This is a genomic window from Mycolicibacter engbaekii (genome assembly GCF_002101585.1).
In the GTDB taxonomy this organism is placed as follows: domain Bacteria; phylum Actinomycetota; class Actinomycetes; order Mycobacteriales; family Mycobacteriaceae; genus Mycobacterium; species Mycobacterium engbaekii.
Map to the genome: position 1 here is coordinate 119,235 of NZ_LQOT01000073.1, position 22,989 is coordinate 142,223.

The following is a 22,989-nucleotide window of genomic DNA, read 5'->3' on the forward strand; positions in this document are numbered from 1 at the left end:
GGCAGGGAGTTCAGTCCCGGGTGACCCGGGTGCCGCCGGCCAGCTCGTCGTGCTTGCCCTGCTTGGTCGGACTGCCGCTGATGGTCACCGCGATCACGATGTAGGCGATGAATGCCAGCAGCGGACCGACATAGGGGACGACGGCCAGCAACGTGAACGAGTTGCGCAGGGCCGACTGGGCAGCCGTCGGCTTCGACACGCCGTCGGGTCCGCGTACGTGCAGGCCCAGCAGCCGCTTGGCCGGGGTGGCCCCCTGGGTGACCTCGAACAGCACAAAATAGCCGAACGTCAGCACCCCGGAGAACAGGCCGGTCACCATAAACGGGTAATCGTCGGAGAACACGAACACCGACAGGAAGAACGACACGATGCCCACCAGCATCCCGTCGAGGACGCGGGCCCAAAACCGTCTGATCAGGCCACCCGGTCGCTGCGCCGGACCGGGCGGGGGTCCCCAGGCCTGCGGCGGCGGGTAGCCGCCGGGCTGGCCGTAGCCGGGGCCGTAACCGGGCCCCTGCGGGCCGTAGCCGGGCCCCTGCGGGCCGTAACCAGGTCCGTTCGGGCCGTAACCGGGACCGTTGGGGCCGAAATCGCCGGTTGTCATCAGATCCGCTCCTGACCACGTTGGTGTTCGCCAATGTACCGTGACGCGCACAGGCTCGATCGGTTTCTGCGGAGGGCGAAACGGCGATGTACCGGATCGCGGTGGTGCTCATCGTCGCAGCGCATCTTGTCTTTGTCGGCTACGTCGTCCTCGGCGGTTTCCTCGCCCTGCGCCGGCCCCGCACCCTGTGGCTGCACGGTGTGGCGGTCGCCTGGGCGGCGCTGATCGTCGCCGGCACCCCCGCCGGCGTGGAATGCCCGCTGACCTGGCTGGAGCGCCGTGCTCGTGCCGCCGCCGGCATGTCCGCGCTGCCGCCGGACGGCTTCATCGCCCACTACCTGACCGGCGTGCTCTACCCGCCCGGCTGGATCACCGGAATCGACGTCGCGGTGCTCGGCACGGTCCTGGGCTCCTGGGTGCTGTGCGGACGAGAGCTGCGGCGCCGCCGGCGATACTGTGGACGCATGCGGGCGCTGGTGATCGTCGACGTGCAGAACGATTTCTGCGCCAACGGGGCACTGCCGGTGCCCGGAGCCGACGCGGTCGCCGATGCCATCAGCCACTACCTGCACACCCCGAGCGGCCGGACCCGTTACGCCCACGTGGTGGCCACCCAGGACTGGCACATCGATCCCGGGCCGCACTTCTCCGCGCATCCGGACTACCAGGACTCCTGGCCGCCACACTGCGTCGCGGGAAGTCCCGGCGCAGCCCTGCACCCCGCCCTGAGCACCGCCGGTATCGAGGCGGTGTTCCAAAAGGGTTCCTACAGCGCGGGTTACAGCGGCTTCGAGGGTGTCGACGTGCATGGCTGTTCGCTGGGCGACTGGTTGCGCGACCACGGTGTGGACAGTGTCGAGCTGGTCGGCGTCGCCACCGATCACTGTGTGCGCCGCACCGCCGAAGATGCGATCCGGGAGCACTTCGCCACCGCGGTGCTGCCGCACCTGACCGCCGGGGTGACCCCCGATTCGACGGCCGCCGCCCTGACGGAGATGCGCAGCGCCGGTGTCGCTGTGTTGGAGGCGGCCTGATGACCGGCGCCACGGCCGCGGAGTTGCTCGCGGCGGTCGAACAGTCACCGGCTGCGGCGGCAGCGCACGATCGGGCCGGCTGGACCGGGCTGTTCAGCGCCGACGGCCGGGTGGAAGATCCGGTGGGCTCACGCCCGCATATCGGCGCCGAGCAGATCGGGCGGTTCTACGACACCTTCATCGGACCGCGCGACATCACGTTTCACCGTGACCTCGACATCGTGCATGAGAGCACCGTCATCCGTGACCTGGAACTGGAGGTCGCGATGGGACAGGCGGTCACCATGCACATTCCGGCAATCCTGCGCTACGACCTGAAAGAGTCTGCGGGACAATGGAAGATGTTGCGCCTGCAGGCCTTCTGGGAGCTTCCGGCCATGGTGCGTCAGTTTCTCGGCTCCGGTGTCGCGGCAGTGCCCGCCGGCGTCGAGCTGGCCAGAGCGTTGCTGCGCAATCAGGGACTGTCCGGCGCGGCCGGTTTCGCCACCGGATTCCGCCGGCCGGCCGGCGCGGGCAAGGACACGGTGCGGGCGTTCCTCGACGCGCTCGCCGCCGGCGACCCCGCCACCGCCAGCACTCTGCTGGCACCTGGCGCCGCCGTCACGTGCGGCGATGACGCCGCCGTCGAGCTCTCCAAGCTCGCGACACTGCAGGCCGGCGCGCGTCCGGTCAAGATGGTGGCCGCCGGCGGCACGGTCGCGGTGTCGACCAGCTCGGCGCAGCGGCGCGCCGTGCTCTTCATCGACGTAACGGGCCGGGCCGGGCCCATCAGGGCGGTCCGCTGTTTCGCAGCATCCTGAGCCGCCCTGGCGGCGGCGATAAACTCGGTACGTGCCGAGCTTTCGTATCGCCGAAGTCGCGGAGCTGCTCGGTGTCAGCGACGACACCGTCCGCCGCTGGGTGGATTCCGGCCGCCTGCCGCTGACGGCAGGCAGCGGGCCCCGCACGGTCGACGGGGCGGAGCTGGCCCGCTTCGCCCAGGAGCGCGCCTCGGCCCAAGGGGTGTCACGCAGTCCGGTGGTGGGTCAGTCGGCGCGCAACCGGATGGCCGGGCTGGTCACCAAGGTCACCCGCGACACGGTGATGGCGCAGGTCGAGGTCCAGGCCGGACCGTTCCGGCTGGTCTCCCTGGTCAGCAGGGAAGCCGCCGACGAACTGCAGCTGGAACCGGGCAGCCTGGTGGTGGCCTCGGTCAAGGCCACCGACGTCGTCGTCGACCTGCCCCGGCGGGCCGGTTCGGCCGGCGCCAACGAGGTCGGCTGACTCACGCCAGCAGCACCGCCAGCGAGGCCGCCGACGCCAGCAGATACGCCGCCGGAAACCCGATATTGTGCAGCACCCCGGTCCGGACGTGGGTCGCGACGGCCCCGATGAAAAAGGCCACCAGCCCGGCCGCGGCGGCGACACCGATCAACCGAACGCCCGCCAGACCGATGAGCAGTCCGACGCCCCCGGCCAGTTTCAGCCCGCCCAACACCGGAATCCACCTCCGCGGTACGCCGACCTCGGCCGAATTGGCCACGACGAATTGCGCGGGAACGAAGTCCGCGACGGCGACGGCAATGGTGATCGCCGCAGTGACCACGATTGTCACCACGCTCACGGTCGGTACGCTCATGATGTTGCTCCTTGTGTCGTCAATGGATGTGGCTCTATCCCTGTGACGACTCCCGGAAGGGAAAGGTGACCCATGGGCAACACCGACGGTTTGGCCCGACGGTTCGAAGACAACCGCCACCGCCTGCACTCGGTGGCGTTTCATGTGCTCGGCTCGGCCGCCGACGCCGAGGACGCCGTCCAAGCGGCCTGGCTCAAGGCCAGCCGTGCCGACTATGCGGCGGTGGACAATCTGCCCGGGTGGCTGACCACCATCACCGCCCGCGTCTCCGTCGATGCGTTGCGCGCCCGCTCGCGTCGCATCGAGCAACCCCTGCCCGAGCCATCCGAGCTCAACGGCAGCACGGCTTTTGCCGTGCCCGCCGCCGACGAGGAGGTGTTGCGCAGCGAGGCCGTCAGCCGCGCCCTGCTGGTGGTGCTGGACCGGTTGTCGCCGTCCCAGCGGGTGGCTTTCGTGCTGCACGACGTGTTCGACGTGCCGTTCGAAGACATCGGTGACGTGCTGGACCGCTCACCGGAGGCGGCCAAGAAACTGGCCAGCCGTGCCCGGGCCCGCCTGCGCGACACCTCGGGCGAGCCACCACGACGCCGCGCCGAACACCTGCGGGTGGTGAGCGCGTTCCTGGCCGCCTCGCGCGGGGGTGACATCCCGGCGCTGCTGGAGATGCTGGCGCCCGACGTCGTGCGGCGTGTCGATCCGGTTCTGGTGCCTGCCGGGGTGCCCACGCAGATGCGCGGCGCCGCCGACGTCGCACAGGAGACCCGAAGCTTCACCGGTCGCGCAGAGGTGGGCGCGGTGCTGATCGTCGACGGCGCGCCGAGCATCGCGATCGCCCCCGGAGGCCGGCTGTTTGCCCTGCTGCGCATCGGAATCGGCGATGACGGCCGGATTCACACCATCGACATCACCGGCGATCGGAAGCGGTTGCGCACCGCGACGCTGCACCTGCCGGGGGCGGATCTGCCGCCAGAACACGCGACAGCCGCTCGCCGCGGCCCGGTTCTGCTTTGATGGGTCACGCGAAACCGATGTGTGAGGGGGACAGCCCGTGCCAGATCAGACCGCTGCTGCCGAGGAGACGACGGCGGAGGTGCAACCGCCGGCGGTGACGGCCCGCGGCATCACGATGACCGGGCCGTGGGGGCGGGTCTTCGGGCCATTGGACCTCGACATTCCGGCCGGCGGCGTCACCTTGCTGATCGGTCCGCCCGGGTCCGGACGCACCGCGCTGCTGATGAACCTCGCCGGCCGGATGAAGCCCTCTGCCGGCACGCTCACGGTGTTAGGCCAGAGCAAAGCGCGCAGCATCTTCGGTCTGGCCGCGCTGGCCGGGATAGCGGAGCTGGATGAGATTTTCGAGTCGGTGACGGTCGGGGACCTGATCACCGAGAAGGTCCGCTGGGACGCACCGTGGTACCGCCTGGTGCGTCGGGCCGGTGATGCCGAGCGCGACGCGATCTGCGCCCCGGTCTTCGGCGATGTGCCGATGCCGCAACTGCACGACTACGTCGACCAGCTCGACGAACTGACTGGCCTGCTGCTGCGTATTGCGCTGGCCAACACCAAGCGCCCCCCGCTGCTGGTGGTCGGCAGCATCGATGAAGTCACCAATGACCGCGACCGCGCCACCCTGGTCCAGCGGTTGGTGGTTCTGGGCGGGCAGCAGACCGTGATCACCGCCTCGGCAAACCTGCTCGGCGAGGAATCCGGCGTCACCACACAGATCGCCGTCGACGCCCTCGAGCGCGCCGAGCTCACCCACGGCCGACACGAGAAGGGGAACCACTGAGCATGCTCGCCGGAATGTCGCTGGGCACCGACCTCAAACGCTATTCGCGGGGCACCATGCCGCGGCTGGCGCTGGTCATCATCATCGTGCTGCCCCTGCTGTACGGGGCGATGTATCTGTGGGCGTTCTGGAATCCGTTCGCCGCCATCGACAAGATCCCGGTTGCCCTGGTCAACGAAGACACCGGCGCGCAGGTCTCCGACCAGCCGGTGCACGCCGGGGACGAGGTGACTCGCGCCCTGGTCGACTCCGGCCAGCTGGATCTGCACCAGGTCTCCCAGAGCGAGGCCGTCAAGGGGGTGTCCGACGGCACCTACTATTTCTCGATCACCCTGCCGGCCGATTTCAGCGCCGCCGTGGTGTCTCCGGCAGGACCGCATCCGCAGAAGGCGCAGATTCAGTTCCGCTTCAACGACGCCAACAACTATCTGGCGTCGGTCATGGGACAAAACGCCGCCCGCGAGGTCCTCAACGAAGTGAGCGCCAAAGTCGGCCAGCAGGTGATCGGCACCGCCCTGACCCAGGTGACCGACGAGGTCCGCCAGGCTGCCGACGGCGCGGGCCAACTCGCTGAGGGCTCAAGCGCTTTGGCCACCAACCTGGGCACAGCGCGGGACGGTTCCGCCGCGCTCGCCGACGGAATCCGCCAGCTGGCCACGGGGGTGCACCAGGCCACCGACCCGCTGCTCAAAGTGACCGAAGACCTCGCCGCCAAGGGGTTCGACCCCAATGCCGCCGGTGCGGCCGCCGCCGGTCTCGGTGCCGACCTCACGACGCTGACCGACCGGATCGCTTCGCTCAACGTCAACTACCAGCAGGCCGCCGGCGTCGTCGACCAGGTGGTCGACAGCCTGCGTGCCAACCCCGATCCCGCGGTCCAAGCACTGGCCGACACCCTTGCCGGGGCCCAGCGGCTCCTCGACGTCGCGGGTATCGACCCGGCCACCGACGAGGGCCTGGCGCACCTGCGCGCCAACACTCAACAGCTTGAGAACGACCTGGCCGACCCCGGCAGCGGCCTGCGCACGTTCATGACACATGCCCTCGACGGCGGCCTGCACGCCGACCTGGTCGCGCTGCGCGACGGGGCGACCGCGCTGCAAGCCGGAGCGAATCAGCTCAGCGACGGGCTGGTTCAGCTGACCGACGGCAGCAATCAGCTCAAGGACGGTGCTGCGCAGCTGGCCGCGGGGCTGGGCGAGGCCGATCAGCGGGCCTCGACGATCACCGACCAGCAGCGCGTCCAGGTGGCCCAGATCCTGGCCAGTCCGGTGGGGGTGGACATGGACTTCACCCATCACGCCGCCACCTTCGGCACCGGATTCGCACCGTTCTTTCTGCCGCTGGCACTGTTCATCGGCGCGCTCATCGTCTGGATGCTGTTGACTCCGTTGCAGACCCGCGCCATCGTCAGCGGCCTCGGTGCGTTGCGGGTGGTGCTCGCCTCGTACTGGCCGGCCCTGCTGCTGGGGCTGTGCCAAGTGCTGCTGATGTATACCGTCGTGCACTTCGGGGTGGGGTTGCAAGCCCGGCACGCTGCCGGAATGGTCGCCTTCCTGGCGTTGATCGCGGCAGCCTTCCTCGCGATGATCCAGGCGTTCAACGCGGTGCTGGGGGTGGCCGTCGGCCGGGTCTTCACGTTGGCCTTCCTGATGTTCCAGCTGGTGTCGTCCGGCGGGGTCTATCCCGTGGAGACCACCGCGAAGCCCTTCCAGATCCTGCACCCCTACGACCCGATGACGTACGCGGTCAACGGGTTGCGTCAGCTGACCGTCGGCGGCGTCGACGAGCGGTTGTGGATGTCGGTGGCCGTGCTGGCGGGCATCCTGGTGCTTTCGCTGCTGGCCAGTTCCTGGGCCGCCCGACGCGACCGCCAGTACACCCTCGAACGCCTCTACCCCCCGATCGAAGTGTGACCGCGGCGCCGGCGACACCTTCGGGCGGGCGAGTCCTGCCTCGGCGCACCGTGCTGCGGTGCGCCGGGGCGCTCGGTGCGGCCGCCCTGGTCCCGTGGACGCCGGCCTGCGGCACCGACGACGACGCGCTGACGTTCTATTTCGCGGCCAACCCCGAAGAGGCCGACGCCCGGATGCGCATCGTCACCGCCTTCGAACGCGAGCACCCCGAGGTTCGGGTCCGCACGATATTGGCCGGCGGCGATCCGACGCAGCAGATCTCGACGTTCTGCGCCGGCGGCAAGTGCCCGGATGTGCTGATGGCCTGGGAGTTCAACTTCGCCGGGCTTGCCGACCGCGGGGTGTTGTTGGATCTGAACGGCCTGCTGGAACGGGATCGGCGGTTCGGGGCGGCGTTGCATGCCGACAGCTACCCGGCGCTGTATGAGACATTCGGCTTCGAAGGCGGCCAGTACGCGTTTCCGGAGCAGTGGTCGGGCGCGTTCTTGTTCTACAACACCAGGATCTTCGCCGAAGCCGGTGTGCCACCGCCGCCGGGCCGTTGGGACCAGCCCTGGAGCTTCGACGAATTCCTCGCCACCGCAACCGCTCTGACCCACCGTTCCGGAAACGGACGGGTCACCCAGTGGGGCTTCGTCGACACCTGGTCTGCGCCCTATACCGCGGCGCTGTTCGGCATGAACAACGGCACCCCGTGGGCGGTACCGCGGGTCAACCCGACCCACCTCAACTTCGACGACGACGACTTTCTGGCCGGCATCCAGTTCTACGCCGACCTGGCCAACGTGCATCGGGTGGCGCCGGCCGCCGCAGACACCCAGTCGATCTCCACGATGGGCCTGTTCACCGCCGGCAAAGCTGCGATGGCCCTCGGCGGGCATTGGCGCTACCAAACGTTCGTCCATGCCGAGGAGCTGGACTTCGACGTCGCGGTGCTCCCGACCGGGCCCGGCGCCGCAGCCAAGGGCAGGGCGGCTCGATCCGCCATCGGCAGCACCGGTCTGGCCATTGCCGCCGACAGTCGGCGCCGCGAACAGGCCTGGGAGTTCGTCAAATTCGCCACCGGGCCGGTGGGACAGTCGCTGATCGCCGAATCCGGACTGTTCGTGCCGGTGTTGCGTTCGGCGATCGCCTCACCGGGCTTCACCGCCGCCCACGCGGGGATCTCCAACCTGGCGGTGCTGACCGGCGGGCCGGCGCATTCCGAGGGGTTGCCGATCACCCCGGACTGGCAGAAGGTCCACGCCCTGATGGACCGGGCCATCGGTCCGGTCCTGCGCGGCTCGCGGCCCGCGTCGAGCCTCAAGCACGGGCTGACCCCGCAGATCGACGAAGTGTTGGCCGCCCCATGAATCCGACCCGCAGCCGGTCCCGCGCAGGACGCTGGTTCATCGCGCCGAACCTGTTGGCCGTCGCGGTGTTCATGGCCTTTCCGCTGGGTTTCTCGCTCTATATGAGCTTCCAGCACTGGGATCTGTTCACGCCGCCGCAGTTCGTCGGCGCCGCCAACTATCGCGAGTTGTTCGCCGGCGATCCGTTGTTCGCGATCGCGGTGCGCAATACGACGGTGTTCACGCTCGGCAGCGTGGTCCCGACGGTGCTCATCAGTCTTGCGGTGGCCGGACTGCTGAACCGGCAGATCCGGGGAATCGGCCTGTTTCGGGCGATCGCCTTTCTCCCGCTGGCGGTGTCGTCGGTGGTGATCGCGGTGGTGTGGCAGTTCGTGTTCAACACCGACAACGGGCTGCTCAACATCATGCTCGGCTGGTTCGGCGTCGCCCCGGTTCCCTGGCTCACCGAGCCACATTGGGCGATGGTGTCGTTGTGTGTGGTCAGCGTCTGGAAGAGCGTGCCGTTTGCGACGGTGATCCTGCTGGCGGCCATGCAGGGCGTGCCCGAATCCCTGCATGAGGCGGCGCGTATCGACGGGGCGGGGGAGGTGCGCCGGTTCGTGTCGATCACGGTGCCGATGATCCGCGGCGCCGTGTGGTTCGTGGTGGTGATCTCGGTCATCAACGCCTTCCAGGCCTTCGACCTCGTCTACGTGCTCACCGGTAGCAGCGGGGGACCGGAGACCGGTACCTATGTGCTGGCCATCATGCTGTTTCAGCAGGCGTTCGCCTTCCTGAACTTCGGCTACGCATCCGCGCTGGCCTGGGCGATGTTCGCCGTTCTGCTGGTGCTCACCGTCATCCAGTTGCGGCTGTCCCGCCGGAATGCGGTGGAGCAGTGACGCCCCGCCACGCCGTGCCGCCGGGGCGGCACCGCATCGTCGGGCTGCTCGGCGCCTATACCGGGCTGGGGGCCGTTACCGCCTGCGCGCTGTTCCCGATTCTGTGGGCGCTGTCGGGCTCCCTGAAGCGCCAGGCCGAGATCAGCCAGCCCATCCTGCTACCGGCCCATCCGCAGTGGTCGAACTACCTTGAGGTGTTCGCCCGCATGCCGTTTTGGCGAATGCTGTTTAACACCGTCCTCTACGCCGGCTGCATCACCGCCGGGCAGGTGTTCTTCTGTTCCCTGGCGGGCTATGCCTTTGCCCGGCTTCCGTTCACCGGCCGGGACAGCCTGTTCGTGCTCTATCTGGCGACGCTGATGGTGCCGTTGACGGTCACGGTGATTCCGCAGTTCATCTTGATGCGGGTTTTCGGCTGGACCGACACCATGTGGGCGATGATCGTCCCCGGGCTGTTCGGCAGTGCCTTCGGCACCTACCTGATGCGCCAGTTCTTCGCCACCTTGCCCGTCGACATGGAAGAGGCGGCCATCTTGGACGGGTGCTCACCGTGGACCATCTATTGGCGGATCCTGTTGCCGCACGCTCGGCCCGCGGTGATGGTGCTGGCGGTCTTGACCTGGATCAACGTCTGGAATGATTTCCTGTGGCCGCTGTTGATGATTCAGCGCAAGGACATCGCTACCTTGACCCTGGGCCTGGTATGGATGCAGGGCGAGTACGTCGCCGAATGGCCGATACTCATGGCGGCGTCCATGCTGATGCTCGCGCCGCTGGTGGTGATCTACGCGGTCGCCCAGCGGGCCTTCGTCCGCGGGATCGCGGCGACCGGTTTCGGTGGACGGTAGTCAGGAGAACGCGGTGGCCTCAGTGACGTTCGACTCGGTGACGCGGCACTATCCCGGCGCCGAACGCCGCGCCGTCGACGGCCTGGACCTGGCCGTCGAGGACGGCGAGTTCATGGTGCTGGTCGGACCGTCGGGGTGCGGCAAGACCACCACGCTGCGGATGCTGGCCGGCCTGGAACCCGTTGACGCCGGGCGGATCCTGATCGGTGAGCGTGACGTAACCGCAACCGATCCCGGCGATCGCGATATCGCGATGGTGTTCCAGAACTACGCCCTGTACCCGCACATGACGGTGGCACAGAACATGGGGTTCGCCCTCAAGGTCGCCAAGACCCCCAAGGCGCAGATCCGCTCCCGGGTGTTCGAGGCCGCTGAGTTGCTGGGTCTGTCCGGGCTGCTGGCGCGCAAGCCCAAGGACCTCTCCGGCGGCGAGCGCCAGCGTGTCGCGATGGGCCGGGCGATCGTGCGGCGCCCGCAGGTCTTTCTGATGGACGAGCCGCTGTCGAATCTGGACGCCATGTTGCGGGTGCAGACCCGCAACCAGATCGCCGAACTGCAGCGGCGGTTGGGGATCACCACGGTCTATGTGACCCACGATCAGGTCGAGGCCATGACGATGGGCGATCGGGTTGCGGTGCTGCGCGACGGAGTCCTGCAGCAGTGCGCCCCGCCGCGCGAGCTTTACCGCACCCCGGCCAACGTGTTCGTCGCCGGGTTCATCGGGTCGCCGGCGATGAACCTGTTCACCGTTCCCGTCGTCGACTCCGCGGTGTCACTCGGCGGTTTCCGCGTTCCGCTGCCCCCGGAAATCTCTGCGGCAGCAAGGGAATTGACGGTGGGAATCCGTCCCGAGCACCTGAAGATCACCGATCGCGGGATCGGCGTGGAGGTCGATTTCGTCGAAGAACTGGGCGCCGACACCTACCTGTACGGCGCAACGGCGCAGCGGACGGCCCAGCTGGTGGCACGCGTGTCCGGCAACGTCGAGGTGTCCCGCGGCGCGCGGTTGTCGCTCGGCTTCGACATGAGCGACCTGCACTTCTTCGCCGCCGACGGGGCCCGGATATGAGCCGGCCCCGATGCCACGGGGCTTCAGTCGAGCAGCTGGCGCAGCACGTAGGGCATGATTCCGCCGTGCCGGTAGTAGTCGGCTTCGCCGGGGGTATCGATGCGCACCGTCGCGTCGAACTCGATGTCACCGGCCCGCACGTGCACGGTGTCGGGGATCGTCTCGCCCAGTGCGGTCACCCCGGTGATGTCGAAGGTCTCTTCGCCGGTCAGGCCCAGCGATTCGGCGTCGGCGCCATCGGGGAACTGCAGGGGCAGCACGCCCATGCCGATCAGGTTGGACCGGTGGATGCGTTCGTAGGACACCGCCAGCACCGCCCGCACCCCGAGCAGGGCGGTGCCTTTGGCGGCCCAGTCCCGCGAGGATCCCGACCCGTATTCCTTCCCCGCCAGAATCACCAGCGGGGTTCCGGCGGCGAGGTAGTTCACCGAGGCCTCGTAGATGGTGGTGACCGGACCGTCGGCCTGGGTGAAGTCACGGGTGAAGCCGCCCTCGGTGCCGGGCGCCAACTGGTTGCGCAGCCGAACGTTGGCGAAGGTGCCACGGATCATCACCTCGTGGTTGCCGCGGCGTGAGCCGTAGGAGTTGAAGTCCTTGCGGTCGATTCCGTGCTCCGACAGGTACTTTCCGGCGGGGGAGTCATAGCGGATGGACCCGGCCGGGCTGATGTGGTCGGTGGTCACCGAGTCGCCGAGTTTGGCCAGGACCCGCGCCCCGGTGATGTCGGTGACCGGTGCGGGCTCGCGGGTCATGCCGTCGAAGTACGGCGGCTGGCGCACGTAGGTGGATTCGGGCTCCCAGGAGAAGGTCTCGGTGCCGGGAACAGCCAGCGAGCGCCAGCGCTCGTCGCCGGTGAAGACATCGGCGTAGCTGGCGGTGAACATCTGCGCCTGCAGGTTGTCGTCCACCACGGCGGCGATCTCGGCGGTGGTGGGCCAGATGTCGCGCAGGTACACCGGTTCGCCGTCGCTGCCGGTGCCGAGCGGGTCGGTCAGCAGGTTGACGCGCAGGGTGCCGGCCAGCGCGTAGGCGACCACCAGCGGCGGCGAGGCCAGGAAGTTCATCCGCACTTCCGGATGGATGCGGCCCTCGAAGTTGCGATTGCCCGACAGCACCGAGCACACGGTCAGGTCGTGGTCGACGACCGCCTTACTCACCTCGGGGATCAGCGGTCCCGAGTTGCCGATACAGGTGGTGCAGCCGTAGCCGACCAGGTTGAAGCCGAGCTTGTCCAGGTAGGGGGTCAAGCCCGCCCGCTCGTAGTAGTCGGTGACCACCCGGGATCCGGGTGCCAGGGTGGTCTTCACCCACGGCTTGCGCGACAGGCCCTTGTCGACGGCGTTGCGCGCCAGCAGTGCCGCGCCCACCATCACCGAGGGGTTGGAGGTGTTGGTGCAGGAGGTGATCGCGGCGATGACCACGTCGCCGTTGTCGATCTGGGTTTCGGTGCCGTCGGCCAACTCGATCGGGGTGGGCGCACTGGTCCACGGGAGCTTGTCGCCGCCGGCCCACTGTTCCCGCGGGATGCCTTCGGGCTGGGATTGACCGAACGCGATCGGGTCGCTGGCCGGGAATGAGTCCGCCGAGGCCTTATCCAGGTCCGACAATGCCTGGGCGGTCGATTCGGCACCGTCGAGCAGGGCGGCGACGGTCTGGGGGGCCAGCCGCAGCGGGATGCGGTCCTGCGGGCGCTTGGGGCCGGCGATCGAGGGTTCGACGGCGCCGAGGTCCAGTTCCAGGGTTTGGGAGTACTCGGGATCGCGGTTCGGGTCATGCCACATGCCCTGTTCCTTGGCGTAGGCCTCCACGAGTTTGATCTGGTGCTCCGTGCGCCCGGTCAGCCGCAGGTAGTCGCAGGTCACCGCATCGATGGGGAAGATCGCGCAGGTGGCCCCGTACTCCGGGCTCATGTTGCCGATGGTGGCCCGGTTGGCCAGCGGGACGTTGGCCACGCCGGGACCGTAGAACTCGACGAACTTGCCCACCACCCCGGTGGCACGAAGCAGTTGCGCCACGGTGAGAACCAGGTCGGTGGCGGTGGTGCCCGGTTGCAGTTCGCCGGTCAGCTTGAGGCCGACCACCGGCGGGATCAGCATGCTCATCGGTTGTCCGAGCATGGCCGCTTCGGCCTCGATGCCGCCGACGCCCCAGCCGAGCACGCCCAGGCCGTTGACCATCGGCGTGTGCGAGTCGGTGCCCACCAGGGTGTCCGGGTAGGCCAGCGGCCCCTCGGCGCTGTCGCGGGTGAACACCACCCGGGCCAGGTATTCCAGGTTGACCTGGTGGCAGATACCGGTGTCGGGTGGCACCACCGAGAAGTCGTCGAAGGCCTGTTGGGCCCACCGCAACAGTTGGTAGCGCTCGGCGTTGCGCTCGAATTCCAGTTCGGCGTTGATGGAAAAGGCGTCGGTGCGCCCGAAGACGTCGGCGATCACCGAGTGGTCGATCACCAGCTCGGTGGGGCATAACGGGTTGATGCGGCTGGTCTGCCCGCCGAGCTCGGTGATCGCGTCGCGCATCGCGACCAGGTCGACCACGCACGGCACCCCGGTGAAGTCCTGCATCAAGACACGTGCCGGCGTGAAGGCGATCTCCCGGCCGTGATCGGCGGCCGGGTCCCATGCGGCCAGCGCGCTGATCTGCTCGGCGGTGACCAGGCGGCCGTCCTCGTTGCGCAGCAGGTTCTCCAGCAGAACCTTGAGGCTGTAGGGCAATCGTGCTGCGCCGCTGACCCGATCCAGGCGCCGGATCTGATACGTGGTGTCGTCGACGCTCAGCCGGCCCCGGGTCTCGAAGCTGTCGAGGTTGCTGCTTTCGGCCATCGCGTGCCCCTCCCACCGGACGGATCGGTTACTACCGACCCTAGGGCCGCGTCACCGCCGCGGCCAGGGAAAGAAGGCCCGTAATCAGCCGTTCTGGGCGGCCCGCTCCAGGACGGGGCGCTTGTCGGGGCAGTAGGTGTTGATCGACGCGCCGAGGAACTGCCAGGTCTGCACCTGGGTGCTGCCCTTCTGCAGGTTGGGGGTGATGAAGCGGACCGACTTGGCCGCGTCCCCGTCGAGTCCCTTGTCCAGACGCTCGCAGACGATCTTGCCCAGCCACGCGTTGTAGTCCCGCGGGCCGTAGATGCCGTAGGTGTGCAGTTCGCGGGCGAAATCGGTGTCCGGGTCGGCGTGGGCGGGCGCGGCCAGCGCCACGGCCACGCCCAGGACCGCTGCGGCGAGGGTCGTCGATTTCATGAGATGCAGTGTAGACCCGTCTGCTTAGGTGAGCTTCCTTTGCCGGGTGCGGGGGAGCGGGTCCAAGCGCGCTTACCTGCGCGAATCGGAGCCGATCGGACCGATGCTCGGGGGTCCGATTGTGACGAAGGCGACATAAGGAATTTATGAGGTTTATAAAATTGTGACTATTAGCCGAATTTCTCGTATTGTGTCTTCCCGTGGGCCGACACGAGTTAGCCAGCAAGCGGCAAAGGTCATCTGTTTTGATGGCTGCAGTCCTCGCACCAGCGGCAGTGTTCTTTGCTGTGGGCGGCAGCGCCAATCCTGCGGTGCCGAAAGAATCCGTTGCGGTGGTTGCTGAAGACAATTCACCAGGCGGAATGCAGCTTGTCGCAGCACCCGCTGTGACCCATGAAACGGGCGCCCCGGCGCGGTTCTCGGTGGCATCGCGCACCCGCACCGTTTCGCGGTTCCTGCCGGCGGGCGTGGCCCCGGAGCGGGGCCTGCAGGTCCGCACCATCCAGACGGCCCGCAGCATCAGTGACGCCTTCCCGCAGATCAGCCAGATCGGGGGCGTGCGGTCCGACGCGCTGCGTTGGCACCCCAACGGGCTGGCGCTCGACGTGATGATTCCCAACCCGACCAGCGCCGCGGGTATCGCACTCGGCGATGAGATCGTGGCCTACGTGATGGAGAACGCCGAGCGGTTCGGTCTGCAGGACGCCATCTGGCGCGGTGTGTACTACACACCCGGCGGCGGCGCGCAGCGTGGCGGATACGGCCATTACGACCACGTGCACGTCACCACCACCGGCGGCGGATACCCCAGCGGGGCCGAGCTCTACCTGCGCTGAGCGTCGGCGTCGTCGAGGAAGAAGTCGATCAGCGGCTCCGGGCCGCCCCCGTAGCCGGACAGGTCGGTCACCCCGGCCTCGGTGAGCACCTGCGCGTCGATGAAGCATTGACCGCTGGCGTCGCCGGCCTTGCGGCGCAGGATCTCCACGGCGGCGTCCGCCATGATCTGCGGGCTGCGCGACCTCTCGAGCAACTCGCCCCCGTCGGGCGTGTTGGCGACCGCTGACGTCGCGATGTAGGTCTGCGGCCACAGGCAGTTGCAGGCGATCCCGGCGTCGGCGTATTCGGCGGCCCAGCCCAGCGTCAACAGCGTCATGCCGTACTTCGACAGCGTGTAGGACGGGTGGATGCCCAGCCAGTAGGGGTTCAGGTTGATCGGGGGAGCGATGGTCAGCACATGCGGGTTGGCCGAGCGGCGCAGATGCGGCAGGCAGGCTTTGGTCAACAGGAACGTTCCGCGCACGTTGATGTCCTGCATGAGGTCAAAACGCTTGGCGGACAACTGCTCGGTGGGCTCGGTCGCAATCGAGCTGGCGTTGTTGACGCACACGTCGATGCCGCCGAACTTCTCCACCGCGGCGTCGATCGCCCGTTGCACGTCCTGCTCGTTGCGGACGTCGCCGACGACCGCGAGGGCCTGGCCCCCGGCGGCCTCGATCTCGGCGGCCGCGGTGTAGACGGTGCCGGGCAGTCGCGGATGCGGCTCGGCCGTCTTGGCCAGCAGCACGACATTGGCTCCCAGCCGGGCCGCGCCCAGGCCGATAGCCAGCCCGATACCGCGGCTTGCACCCGAGATCACGACGGTCTTGCCGGAGAATTCGGCGCCTGTCACCTGCTGGCTCCTCATCGACGATGCGTTGCGGGGGCTTCGGCGCAGAATCGGACCGTGCGCGCCCGGGCGCTAGCGTGACAGTTCAGTGCAGAATTGTAAAGCCCGTCAGGTGTCCGCCGGGGCCTTGAGCGCGGCCGCCAGCATCACCGCCGTCACCCGGATCATGGCGTCGCGATCCGCGGTCGCGGGTCGCTGCAAGGCGATACGCAGACACGCGCTCGAGGTCACGCCCATGGTGACGAACACCAGATCGTCCAGCTCGGCCGGCGACAGGTCCGGCCGCGACCGGCTCGGGATCACGCTGCCCAGCGGCAGCAGGCTGCGCTCCACCTCGGCCATCGCGGTGTGGTTGAGGTAGGGCGGCAACTCGAAAGATGAGGATGTCATCGCCGCCAGGAGAATCGGGGCGTGCTGCTCATAGACGGTCGTGAGGGTGTCGACGATGACGAACGCCGCCTGATCCACGTCCAGGTCGATGGCTTGGCCGACGGTGCGCACCAACTGGAAGGAGATATCGCGCGTGGCCTCTTCCACCAGCTCGACGATGATGGCCGCGCGGTCGGGGAAATAGCGGTATACCGTGCCGATACTCACGTGGGCGGCATCGGCGATCATCTGGGTGGTCAGCGGGTCCACCCCGCGGCGCTCCACCAGCTGCCGGGCGGTGTCCAGCAGCCGACGCCGCATCTCGCGGGCCCGCCGCTGTTGCGGGCGTGATCGTGCCGCAGCGGGCACCGCACCTCCCGGGTCAAAAGTGAGTAGTAAATGAGGCTTTCTCATGTTTACATGACGGTATGGCAAATGCGCCCCATATCCCCAATGCCGACCTGGCCATCGCTCGATACGGCCAGGCCGGCCGCGACTGGATCGCCGGGACGCAGATCGCCGATCCGCTGGCCGATGCCGTAGTCGCCGATTTCGCGACGCTGCCGCGCGGCGCCGGCATGGCCATGCTGCGGACCGCACTGGAACAGGGCATCGACGCCGTGCCGGAGGCTCCCGAATCGCTACGTGCGCTCTTCGCCGAGATCGACCACGAGCCGGACTGGCTCGACCACGACCGGCTGGACCGGGCGGCGGGGCACCTCGTGCGCCACACCGCTTCCTACGGCATCGTGTTGGGGGCCGCCTCCTTGACCACCGGTGCGATGAACTCCGTGGCCGGGCTGCCGCTGGTTGTGACCGGTCGCTACACCAGCCAGGCGGCGGTGCGGTCCATCGAGGTGGGCGCCTGGCTGCAGACGATTCTCACCCCGGGCGGGTTGCGGCGCTACGGCGCCGGGGTGGCAACCACGTTGCGGGTCCGGATGATTCATGCGTTCGTCCGGCGCCATCTGCTGACCGAGGCCGACTGGGACACCGCGGCCTGGGGCGTGCCGATTCCGCAGAGCTACATGGCCCTCACCATCGTGGAATTCGGCCGGATCGCGCTGGCGGCCATGCACCAGTTGGGAATCCGCTACACACCTGCCGAACTCGACGACATCTACCACTTGTGGCGCTACGTCGGTCGGCTCAACGGTGTTGCGGAGCCGCTGAATCCGGCCACCGAAGCCGATCAGATCCGGCTCGCGGAAATGTATTTGCTGACCGCGGTGGCACCCGACGACGGCGACCGCGACTTCGTGCGGGCGCTGACCCATGACTATCTGGCACGCGAGATCGCCGACATGCTGCCGTTGCGCGGTCAGTGGACACACGCCTTTGGCGTCAACCTCATCAACGGCATGGTCCGGGCATTCCTGGGCGATGCCAACGCCACCCAACTCGGGGTGGCCGACACCCGGCTGAAGTATCTGCCGCGCATGGTCGGCCCGGTGGTCGCCGGGGCCAACCGGGTGCTGGCGCGTATTCCCGGCGTCAACGAGATGCGGACCCGGCGTGCGCTGGCGAACTACCCGCGGTTGATGGAGGAGCAGCGCCGGCGCTACGGAATCCAGCACGACCTGGTCGATGCGGCGCCTAACAGCGGCGACCATCCCGCGGCAGTGCGCTCGGCCTGACGGCAAGCAGGCCGTGTTCAGAGCGCAAGCCCGATGATTCAAACTCTGGCCAGCGCCCCACCGCTGCGGTCATAGTGCTTCAGTGGCCGCACCCGACCTGGTTCTGTTGAGCTTTATCGGGGGGCTGGCAGTCGCACTGGTGACGGCACCGGTCGGCGTCTCCGGTGCGGTGTTCCTGCTACCGATCCAGATCAGCGTGCTGCAGATTCCCAGCCCCGCTGTCACACCGACCAACCTGCTGTTCAACGTTGTTGCGATTCCGGGCGCGCTGGCCCGGTATCGCACCCGCGGCGCCCTGCGCAGCCCGTTGACCACGACGCTGCTGGCCGGCACCCTGCCCGGGGTGGTCGTCGGCGCCTGCATCCGGGTGTTCGTCATTCCCGGCCTGGAGATGTTCCGGCTCCTGCTGGCCGGATTCCTTCTGCCGCTGGGTGTTTGGCTCATGCGTCGGCCAGGCGGGCGGCCGGCGGCGCACCGATCCGTTCCGGCCCGACGTGTCACCCTGGCGGTGGCGTTCGGCGTCGGTGTCCTCGGCGGGATCTACGGCATCGGCGGTGGATCGCTGCTCAGTCCCATCCTGGTGGGTGCCGGCATGCCCCTGGCAACCGTCGCGCCGGCCACCTTGGTGACCACATTCGTCACCTCGGTGGCCGGGGCCGCCACCTACGTCATCCTGGCGCTCACCACCGCGGGAGCACAGATCGCACCCCATTGGGCGGTTGGCTTCGCCGCCGGTCTCGGCGGGCTGCTCGGTGGCTATCTCGGCGCGCACATGCAGCCGCGCCTGCCCGAACGCGTACTGGCAACCCTGCTCGGTGCCGTGGCCATCGCCACCGCCGTGCTCTACATCGCCCAGAGCCTGCACTAGGTGGATGCCGTGGTCACTTCTCGGGCCTTGTGCCGCGCGCTGATTCTCGCCCGCCGGGCGTGGGGGACCACGGGAGGGCGGGCGCTACCATCAAGATCACTCACCAGCGAAGGGCTAACCGAAATGCGCCAACCATGACCTCCGGCAGCAACACCGTGCGAACGCTCATCCTGGTGGGTAGCTTGCGGTCCGGATCGTTGAATCGCCAGCTGGCCCAAGCGGCTATCGATAACGCACCGGAACAGATCGAGCCGATACTGTTCGACCGGCTGGGCGACCTGCCGCACTACAACGAGGACATCGACACCGCCGCAGCGCATCCCGTGGTGCAGGAGCTGCGCACCGCGGCCGGAGACTCCCACGCCGTGCTGGTGGTCACTCCCGAATACAACGGCGGCCTGCCCGGCGTGCTCAAGAATGCCATCGACTGGCTTTCCCGCCCGTACGGCAGCAGTGCTCTCAAGGGCAAGCCGGCAGCGGTGATCGGAACCGCGCTGGGCCGCTACGGCGGACAGTGGGCCCACGCCGATGCCCGCAAGTCGCTGGCGATCGCCGGCGCGCAGGTGCCCGAGGATATCGAACTGTCGCTTCCGGCCAAGCAGCTCGACGGGCTGGCACCGGGGGAGTCGCCCGACGTGGTGGAGTCGCTGCGCGGTATCTGGGCGCGGTTGATCGAGCACCTCTAGACCGAGGGCGGTCGCTGCTGAATCCCGCTGGGCGTCAATCCATCACGCCGGCGGCGGTACTGACCTAGGAGCCGAGTGGCCGCAGGGCACTTCAGCTCTGCGCGATCTCAACCCTCTGCAAGCGCTGCCGGTGCCCGTAGAGTGCCGGTCGAGGTGCACGTGGTTCTGGAGGTACTCGTTAGACATGACTGCTGAACTCAGCTGGGCAGAGGTCGGCACAGTTCCGGTTCCCGCCCAGGCCTGGCAACCAGGAATGTTCGACTCCAGCGATCCCGATGAGGTCCACAACCATCTGAGCCAGTCCTTGGGTCCGCACGCGATGGATCTACCCGAGGGAACGTACGGCTTCCGCGCCCGACAGCAGGCCACCTCGATGCCGGGAGTGCAAGTCCACCGTTTGACTTATGGCCGGACTACGGTTGACCTCCGTCCCGAACCCCACACCGAGCACATCGTGGTCGTACACCCACTGCACGGCCGGATCGGTGTGCAGTGGGGAGACGTCGGGATCGTCGCAGGACCGCGATTTCCCGTCGTTCTCGACGCGGGTAAACGGTATCGTGCGCGCTGGAACCGGGACAGCGTGGCGTGCAAGGTCGTTATCGACCGGGCGCTGGCTCGCGGGATGGCAGCAGAGGCCCGCGGCGTATCTGTGGAAGACGTCTCATTGGACTTCTCCCTGCAATCGCTGGCCGCAAGCCCGGCAGTCGCCACCTGGGGTCGGATGGTGGCAATTCTGGCCGAGCAAGCCACCTCATCGAGGTACGGCCACCAACCGTCGCTCACCGAATTCCATCTAGCCAAGGCAACCGTGTCGGCACTGCTCGACACCTTTCCGAACGCCGTGCGCATCGCGAACGTCGAGCGGCCGGCAGCCGTTTCGGCAATGGCGGTTGCCCGAGCCATCAGCTACATCGACGAGCACGCCGACACTCCGCTCACCGTTCGCGACATCGCGCAGTCGGTCGGCCTGAGCCCACGTGCCTTGCAGGTGGCGTTCCGCCGCCATCGCGACCTCACCCCGATGGAGTACACCCGTCAGGCCCGTCTTCGGCGGGCCTACGACGACTTAGCTGCCGCCGACGCCGGGAACACGACAGTAGCCGCCATTGCCGCCCGCTGGGGGTACCACAACCCCGGCCGGTTCGCCACGGATTTCCGTGTCCAGTTCGGCCGATACCCGAAAGAGGTTCTCGCCCAATAATGCTTAGTGCCGACAGCCCATATCCGCCGCCGGCACTAAGCATTACGTGGCCTCCACAGTCAACGTCAGGCCGACGGCAGCCCCTTGGTACGAGCACTCAGCGTTTCGTCCACACCGAAACGTTGAACCGTGAAGTCCGAGAACTTCGGGTGCTTCTGCAGCTGCCCGACCAGCGGACCGGACAGATACGCGTCGGCGGCAGCATCGTCGCGAAATATGTAGAAGCCTCCACTGCCGCCGTTCGTCTCCAGCCAGGTCTTGCCCAGCAGGCCGTCGACTTCATTGAGCGCATGTGCGAATTCGTCGGCAATCGCGGCGAGTTCTGCCGGCTCGGCAGCACTTGAGAAGGTGACCAGAATCGCGGTTGCCATGATTACCAGATCTCCACGTCCAGGGCGGAAAAGAACTTCGAGAGGGCTGACATGTGCGCAGCCAACTCGGTCAGTTCCGCGATTTCGGGGTCGGTGTACCAGCGGCGCAGGTTGTCGACGTCCTCGTCGGTGACCTTGAACGCGTGCAGGGCGATCTTGCGGGAGTAGTCGAACACCGCCAGGACTCGCTCGTCGAAGGCATCCCGGTTCTCGTCGTAGGCATGGACTTTCGCAACGATGCTGTCCTCGGCGCCCTCGAATCGCGATGCGGCCGAATGCCATGCGATGCAGTACGGGCACTCCAAGGCGAAGGCCACCACCAGACCGACCAGCTCGGCGAGTTGTGGGTCCTTCTTGGAGATCAAGCTCTCCCGGACGATGTACCAATCCTTGTCCAGCCAGGCCTTCAGCAGGCCGGGGCTCAGACCCAGCACCCGGACGAACTGACTGACCCACTCATGGTGGGCCGCTGTGCCCTTCTGCCGGAACGGATGGTCAACCGTTTGCGCGATCTGAAAGTACTCGCCCCCGGTCTTGGCAATGTAGTCGTCCAGCACCTGCTTAGCCTCGGGGGACAGGCTGTCGAGATCGGGGACGAGATTGAGCCGCGGCGCCATAGGTTCTCCTTTTTCGATCAGGCTTGCCGTTGCCAGTTAATCGCGGCCTTCCCAGTGACGACAGCCGTCAAGCGCACGGGTGCTGTCCACTTTGCGCACGTGTCCTCGTTCCTCACAGGGGCGGTCAACCGCCGTTGAGCGCCTTGCGCATGCGCGCGTAGTCGCGGCGGTATTGACCGGCGATTCGTTGCTTCTGGGCGTCGGAGAGGATCGACCCGGAGACCTGGAAGAACTTCTTCTCCTCCTCGCTCAGGTGGTGATGAACCTGCTCGGACAACCTCCGGGCGCGCTGCAGCCACCCCGCCCGACTCTTGTCGACAACTTGGAGCTCTTCGATGAGCTCGTCGATCTCATGATGCTCGTGCAGAGCGTGCCGTGAGGAATTCAACCCGGCGTCGGCCATGAGAACAGGCGCATACAGGTACCGTTCCTCAGCCGCGGCGTGGGCGGCCAGCTCTACCCGAATCTCGGTGAACAGCGCGACGCGCTCCTCGGTGTGCGGGGCAGATCGCAGCAATTTGCGGCACAATGACCGCTGCAGCTGGTGGCTCTCACGCAGGGCCTCGAAAAATGTTGTCCGCCATGGCAACTCTTTCTCTCCGATGGGATTAGAGGGGATTCGAGCTGGTTCAGGACTCCTGTGCAGCGCGTTGCTCAGTCAGGAGAATGACGGGCAATTCGCGGTCGGTCTTCTGCGCGTACCGCTGGAACAGCTTCGAGGTCGAAGAGATCTGCTGCCAGGCAACGTCACGCTGATGCCCGTGCAGTTGTTCAGCACGTACTGCCACCGTCCGATCCGGTAGTTCGATCTGGACCTTGTCAGGGTGTGCCGCGAGGTTGAAGAACCAGGCTGGATTCTTCGGCGCGCCGGCCGCTGAAGCGACAATCAACCAGCGCCCGTCACCATCGGGAAAGTAACTGACCGGCGTGCTGCGCAGCGTTCCGGTTCTGCGGCCGACCGTGGTCAACACCAAACCGTAGGTGTTGCCCAGCAGCCTGCCGCCCCTACGGATGCGTCGCGTCAGTACTCCATTCACAGCACGCGTGATAAGGGTGTTTGCGGGCTGGGTGGCGCCGCGCGTCCCTCGGCTGTTCGTGAAGCTCACTCGCCTACGACCTTTCCGCCCGCGCCGATTGGCGACGGTGAGGGGGACCCGTTTGGTGGTCCAGTCGCTATGCGGCTTGGGGTTGGTGGGTCGAGGTCCACTGTAAGGCGAACTC

General features: G+C 67.5%; 25 protein-coding genes and 1 pseudogene. 16 read left to right on the forward strand and 10 right to left on the reverse strand.

From position 1 onward, the window contains the following. Positions 1-10: 10 nt before the first annotated feature. Positions 11-604 carry an RDD family protein gene (locus tag AWC02_RS19080; RefSeq protein WP_085130260.1) on the reverse strand — a complete coding sequence of 198 codons (594 nt, stop codon included), beginning with the start codon at positions 602-604 and terminating at the stop codon, positions 11-13. A gap of 86 nt (positions 605-690) precedes the next feature. On the opposite strand from AWC02_RS19080, the pseudogene AWC02_RS22700 reads away from it, so the two are divergent. The 4 genes and pseudogenes from AWC02_RS22700 to AWC02_RS19095 form a co-directional block, all read left to right on the forward strand. Beyond that, positions 691-1,014, forward strand: a pseudogene (locus tag AWC02_RS22700) (DUF2784 domain-containing protein); the annotation flags it as partial. Between the two features lie 54 nt (positions 1,015-1,068). Then, positions 1,069-1,638 (forward strand): isochorismatase family protein, encoded by a 570-nt coding sequence (locus AWC02_RS22705; RefSeq protein ID WP_165757935.1) that lies wholly within the window; start codon positions 1,069-1,071, stop codon positions 1,636-1,638. Further along, on the forward strand, positions 1,638-2,438 hold the full coding sequence (locus AWC02_RS19090) for a nuclear transport factor 2 family protein (protein ID WP_085130262.1): 801 nt from the start codon (positions 1,638-1,640) through the stop codon (positions 2,436-2,438). Before AWC02_RS22705 ends, AWC02_RS19090 begins: the two co-directional genes overlap by 1 nt. Before the next feature lie 31 nt (positions 2,439-2,469). Then, positions 2,470-2,901 (forward strand): TOBE domain-containing protein, encoded by a 432-nt coding sequence (locus AWC02_RS19095; protein ID WP_085130263.1) that lies wholly within the window; start codon positions 2,470-2,472, stop codon positions 2,899-2,901. Between the two features lies 1 nt (position 2,902). Here the strand turns inward: AWC02_RS19095 and AWC02_RS19100 are convergent, their stop codons facing one another. Beyond that, on the reverse strand, positions 2,903-3,256 hold the full coding sequence (locus AWC02_RS19100; RefSeq protein ID WP_085130264.1) for a DoxX family protein: 354 nt from the start codon (positions 3,254-3,256) through the stop codon (positions 2,903-2,905). Positions 3,257-3,328: 72 nt separating this feature from the next. Here AWC02_RS19100 and AWC02_RS19105 point away from each other — a divergent pair, with 72 nt between their 5' ends. From AWC02_RS19105 to AWC02_RS19135, 7 genes are read left to right on the forward strand one after another with little or no spacing between them, the layout of a single operon-like run. Beyond that, a complete protein-coding gene (locus AWC02_RS19105) occupies positions 3,329-4,267 on the forward strand; it encodes a sigma-70 family RNA polymerase sigma factor (protein WP_085130265.1) in 939 nt (312 codons plus the stop codon). A gap of 37 nt (positions 4,268-4,304) precedes the next feature. After that, entirely contained in the window at positions 4,305-5,045 is a 741-nt protein-coding gene (locus AWC02_RS19110; RefSeq protein ID WP_237160538.1) for an ATP-binding cassette domain-containing protein, read from the forward strand. Between the two features lie 2 nt (positions 5,046-5,047). Next, complete coding sequence (locus AWC02_RS19115; protein WP_085130266.1) at positions 5,048-6,961, forward strand: YhgE/Pip domain-containing protein; 1,914 nt, start codon at positions 5,048-5,050, stop codon at positions 6,959-6,961. Beyond that, positions 6,958-8,313: an ABC transporter substrate-binding protein gene (locus AWC02_RS19120; protein WP_237160539.1), complete on the forward strand. Its 1,356-nt coding sequence runs from the start codon at positions 6,958-6,960 to the stop codon at positions 8,311-8,313. The genes AWC02_RS19115 and AWC02_RS19120 overlap by 4 nt, the downstream gene beginning before the upstream one ends. Continuing rightward, on the forward strand, positions 8,310-9,194 hold the full coding sequence (locus AWC02_RS19125; protein WP_085130267.1) for a carbohydrate ABC transporter permease: 885 nt from the start codon (positions 8,310-8,312) through the stop codon (positions 9,192-9,194). Before AWC02_RS19120 ends, AWC02_RS19125 begins: the two co-directional genes overlap by 4 nt. Before the next feature lie 14 nt (positions 9,195-9,208). Next, positions 9,209-10,042 carry a carbohydrate ABC transporter permease gene (locus tag AWC02_RS19130; protein ID WP_109561079.1) on the forward strand — a complete coding sequence of 278 codons (834 nt, stop codon included), beginning with the start codon at positions 9,209-9,211 and terminating at the stop codon, positions 10,040-10,042. A gap of 13 nt (positions 10,043-10,055) precedes the next feature. Then, positions 10,056-11,111, forward strand: coding sequence for an ABC transporter ATP-binding protein (locus AWC02_RS19135; protein ID WP_085130294.1), 1,056 nt, complete (start codon positions 10,056-10,058; stop codon positions 11,109-11,111). Between the two features lie 23 nt (positions 11,112-11,134). Here AWC02_RS19135 and acnA read toward each other — a convergent pair whose 3' ends face one another. Then, positions 11,135-13,933, reverse strand: coding sequence for an aconitate hydratase (gene acnA, locus AWC02_RS19140; RefSeq protein ID WP_085130268.1), 2,799 nt, complete (start codon positions 13,931-13,933; stop codon positions 11,135-11,137). Between the two features lie 84 nt (positions 13,934-14,017). Beyond that, entirely contained in the window at positions 14,018-14,350 is a 333-nt protein-coding gene (locus AWC02_RS19145) for a DUF732 domain-containing protein (protein WP_085130269.1), read from the reverse strand. Between the two features lie 200 nt (positions 14,351-14,550). Between AWC02_RS19145 and AWC02_RS19150 the strand changes: the two genes are divergently transcribed. Further along, the gene (locus tag AWC02_RS19150; protein ID WP_109561080.1) at positions 14,551-15,186 is read left to right on the forward strand and encodes a VldE C-terminal domain-containing protein; all 636 of its coding nucleotides are present in this window, start codon (positions 14,551-14,553) and stop codon (positions 15,184-15,186) included. Here the strand turns inward: AWC02_RS19150 and AWC02_RS19155 are convergent. Then, the gene (locus tag AWC02_RS19155; RefSeq protein WP_085130271.1) at positions 15,174-16,034 is read right to left on the reverse strand and encodes an SDR family oxidoreductase; all 861 of its coding nucleotides are present in this window, start codon (positions 16,032-16,034) and stop codon (positions 15,174-15,176) included. The genes AWC02_RS19150 and AWC02_RS19155 overlap by 13 nt on opposite strands. Positions 16,035-16,124: 90 nt before the next feature. Continuing rightward, on the reverse strand, positions 16,125-16,754 hold the full coding sequence (locus AWC02_RS19160) for a TetR/AcrR family transcriptional regulator (protein WP_237160540.1): 630 nt from the start codon (positions 16,752-16,754) through the stop codon (positions 16,125-16,127). 59 nt (positions 16,755-16,813) lie between these two features. Between AWC02_RS19160 and AWC02_RS19165 the strand changes: the two genes are divergently transcribed. From AWC02_RS19165 to AWC02_RS19180, 4 genes are all read left to right on the forward strand, one after another. Then, entirely contained in the window at positions 16,814-18,022 is a 1,209-nt protein-coding gene (locus AWC02_RS19165; RefSeq protein WP_085130273.1) for an oxygenase MpaB family protein, read from the forward strand. An 82-nt stretch (positions 18,023-18,104) separates the two neighbouring features. Then, positions 18,105-18,890: a sulfite exporter TauE/SafE family protein gene (locus AWC02_RS19170; RefSeq protein ID WP_207568090.1), complete on the forward strand. Its 786-nt coding sequence runs from the start codon at positions 18,105-18,107 to the stop codon at positions 18,888-18,890. 134 nt (positions 18,891-19,024) lie between these two features. Continuing rightward, on the forward strand, positions 19,025-19,576 hold the full coding sequence (locus tag AWC02_RS19175; protein ID WP_085130274.1) for an NAD(P)H-dependent oxidoreductase: 552 nt from the start codon (positions 19,025-19,027) through the stop codon (positions 19,574-19,576). A gap of 253 nt (positions 19,577-19,829) precedes the next feature. Continuing rightward, entirely contained in the window at positions 19,830-20,780 is a 951-nt protein-coding gene (locus AWC02_RS19180; protein WP_165757932.1) for an AraC family transcriptional regulator, read from the forward strand. 65 nt (positions 20,781-20,845) lie between these two features. On the opposite strand, the gene AWC02_RS22065 is transcribed toward AWC02_RS19180, so the two are convergent. The 4 genes from AWC02_RS22065 to AWC02_RS19195 all read right to left on the reverse strand — a co-directional run bounded on the left by AWC02_RS22065 (position 20,846) and on the right by AWC02_RS19195 (position 22,874). Next, positions 20,846-21,151 (reverse strand): YdhR family protein, encoded by a 306-nt coding sequence (locus AWC02_RS22065; protein WP_165757933.1) that lies wholly within the window; start codon positions 21,149-21,151, stop codon positions 20,846-20,848. Between the two features lie 2 nt (positions 21,152-21,153). Then, positions 21,154-21,768, reverse strand: coding sequence for a carboxymuconolactone decarboxylase family protein (locus tag AWC02_RS21405; RefSeq protein ID WP_109561081.1), 615 nt, complete (start codon positions 21,766-21,768; stop codon positions 21,154-21,156). 124 nt (positions 21,769-21,892) lie between these two features. After that, positions 21,893-22,357: a hemerythrin domain-containing protein gene (locus AWC02_RS19190; RefSeq protein ID WP_085130276.1), complete on the reverse strand. Its 465-nt coding sequence runs from the start codon at positions 22,355-22,357 to the stop codon at positions 21,893-21,895. Positions 22,358-22,397: 40 nt separating this feature from the next. Next, positions 22,398-22,874 (reverse strand): nitroreductase/quinone reductase family protein, encoded by a 477-nt coding sequence (locus AWC02_RS19195; protein WP_085130277.1) that lies wholly within the window; start codon positions 22,872-22,874, stop codon positions 22,398-22,400. Positions 22,875-22,989: the final 115 nt, after the last annotated feature.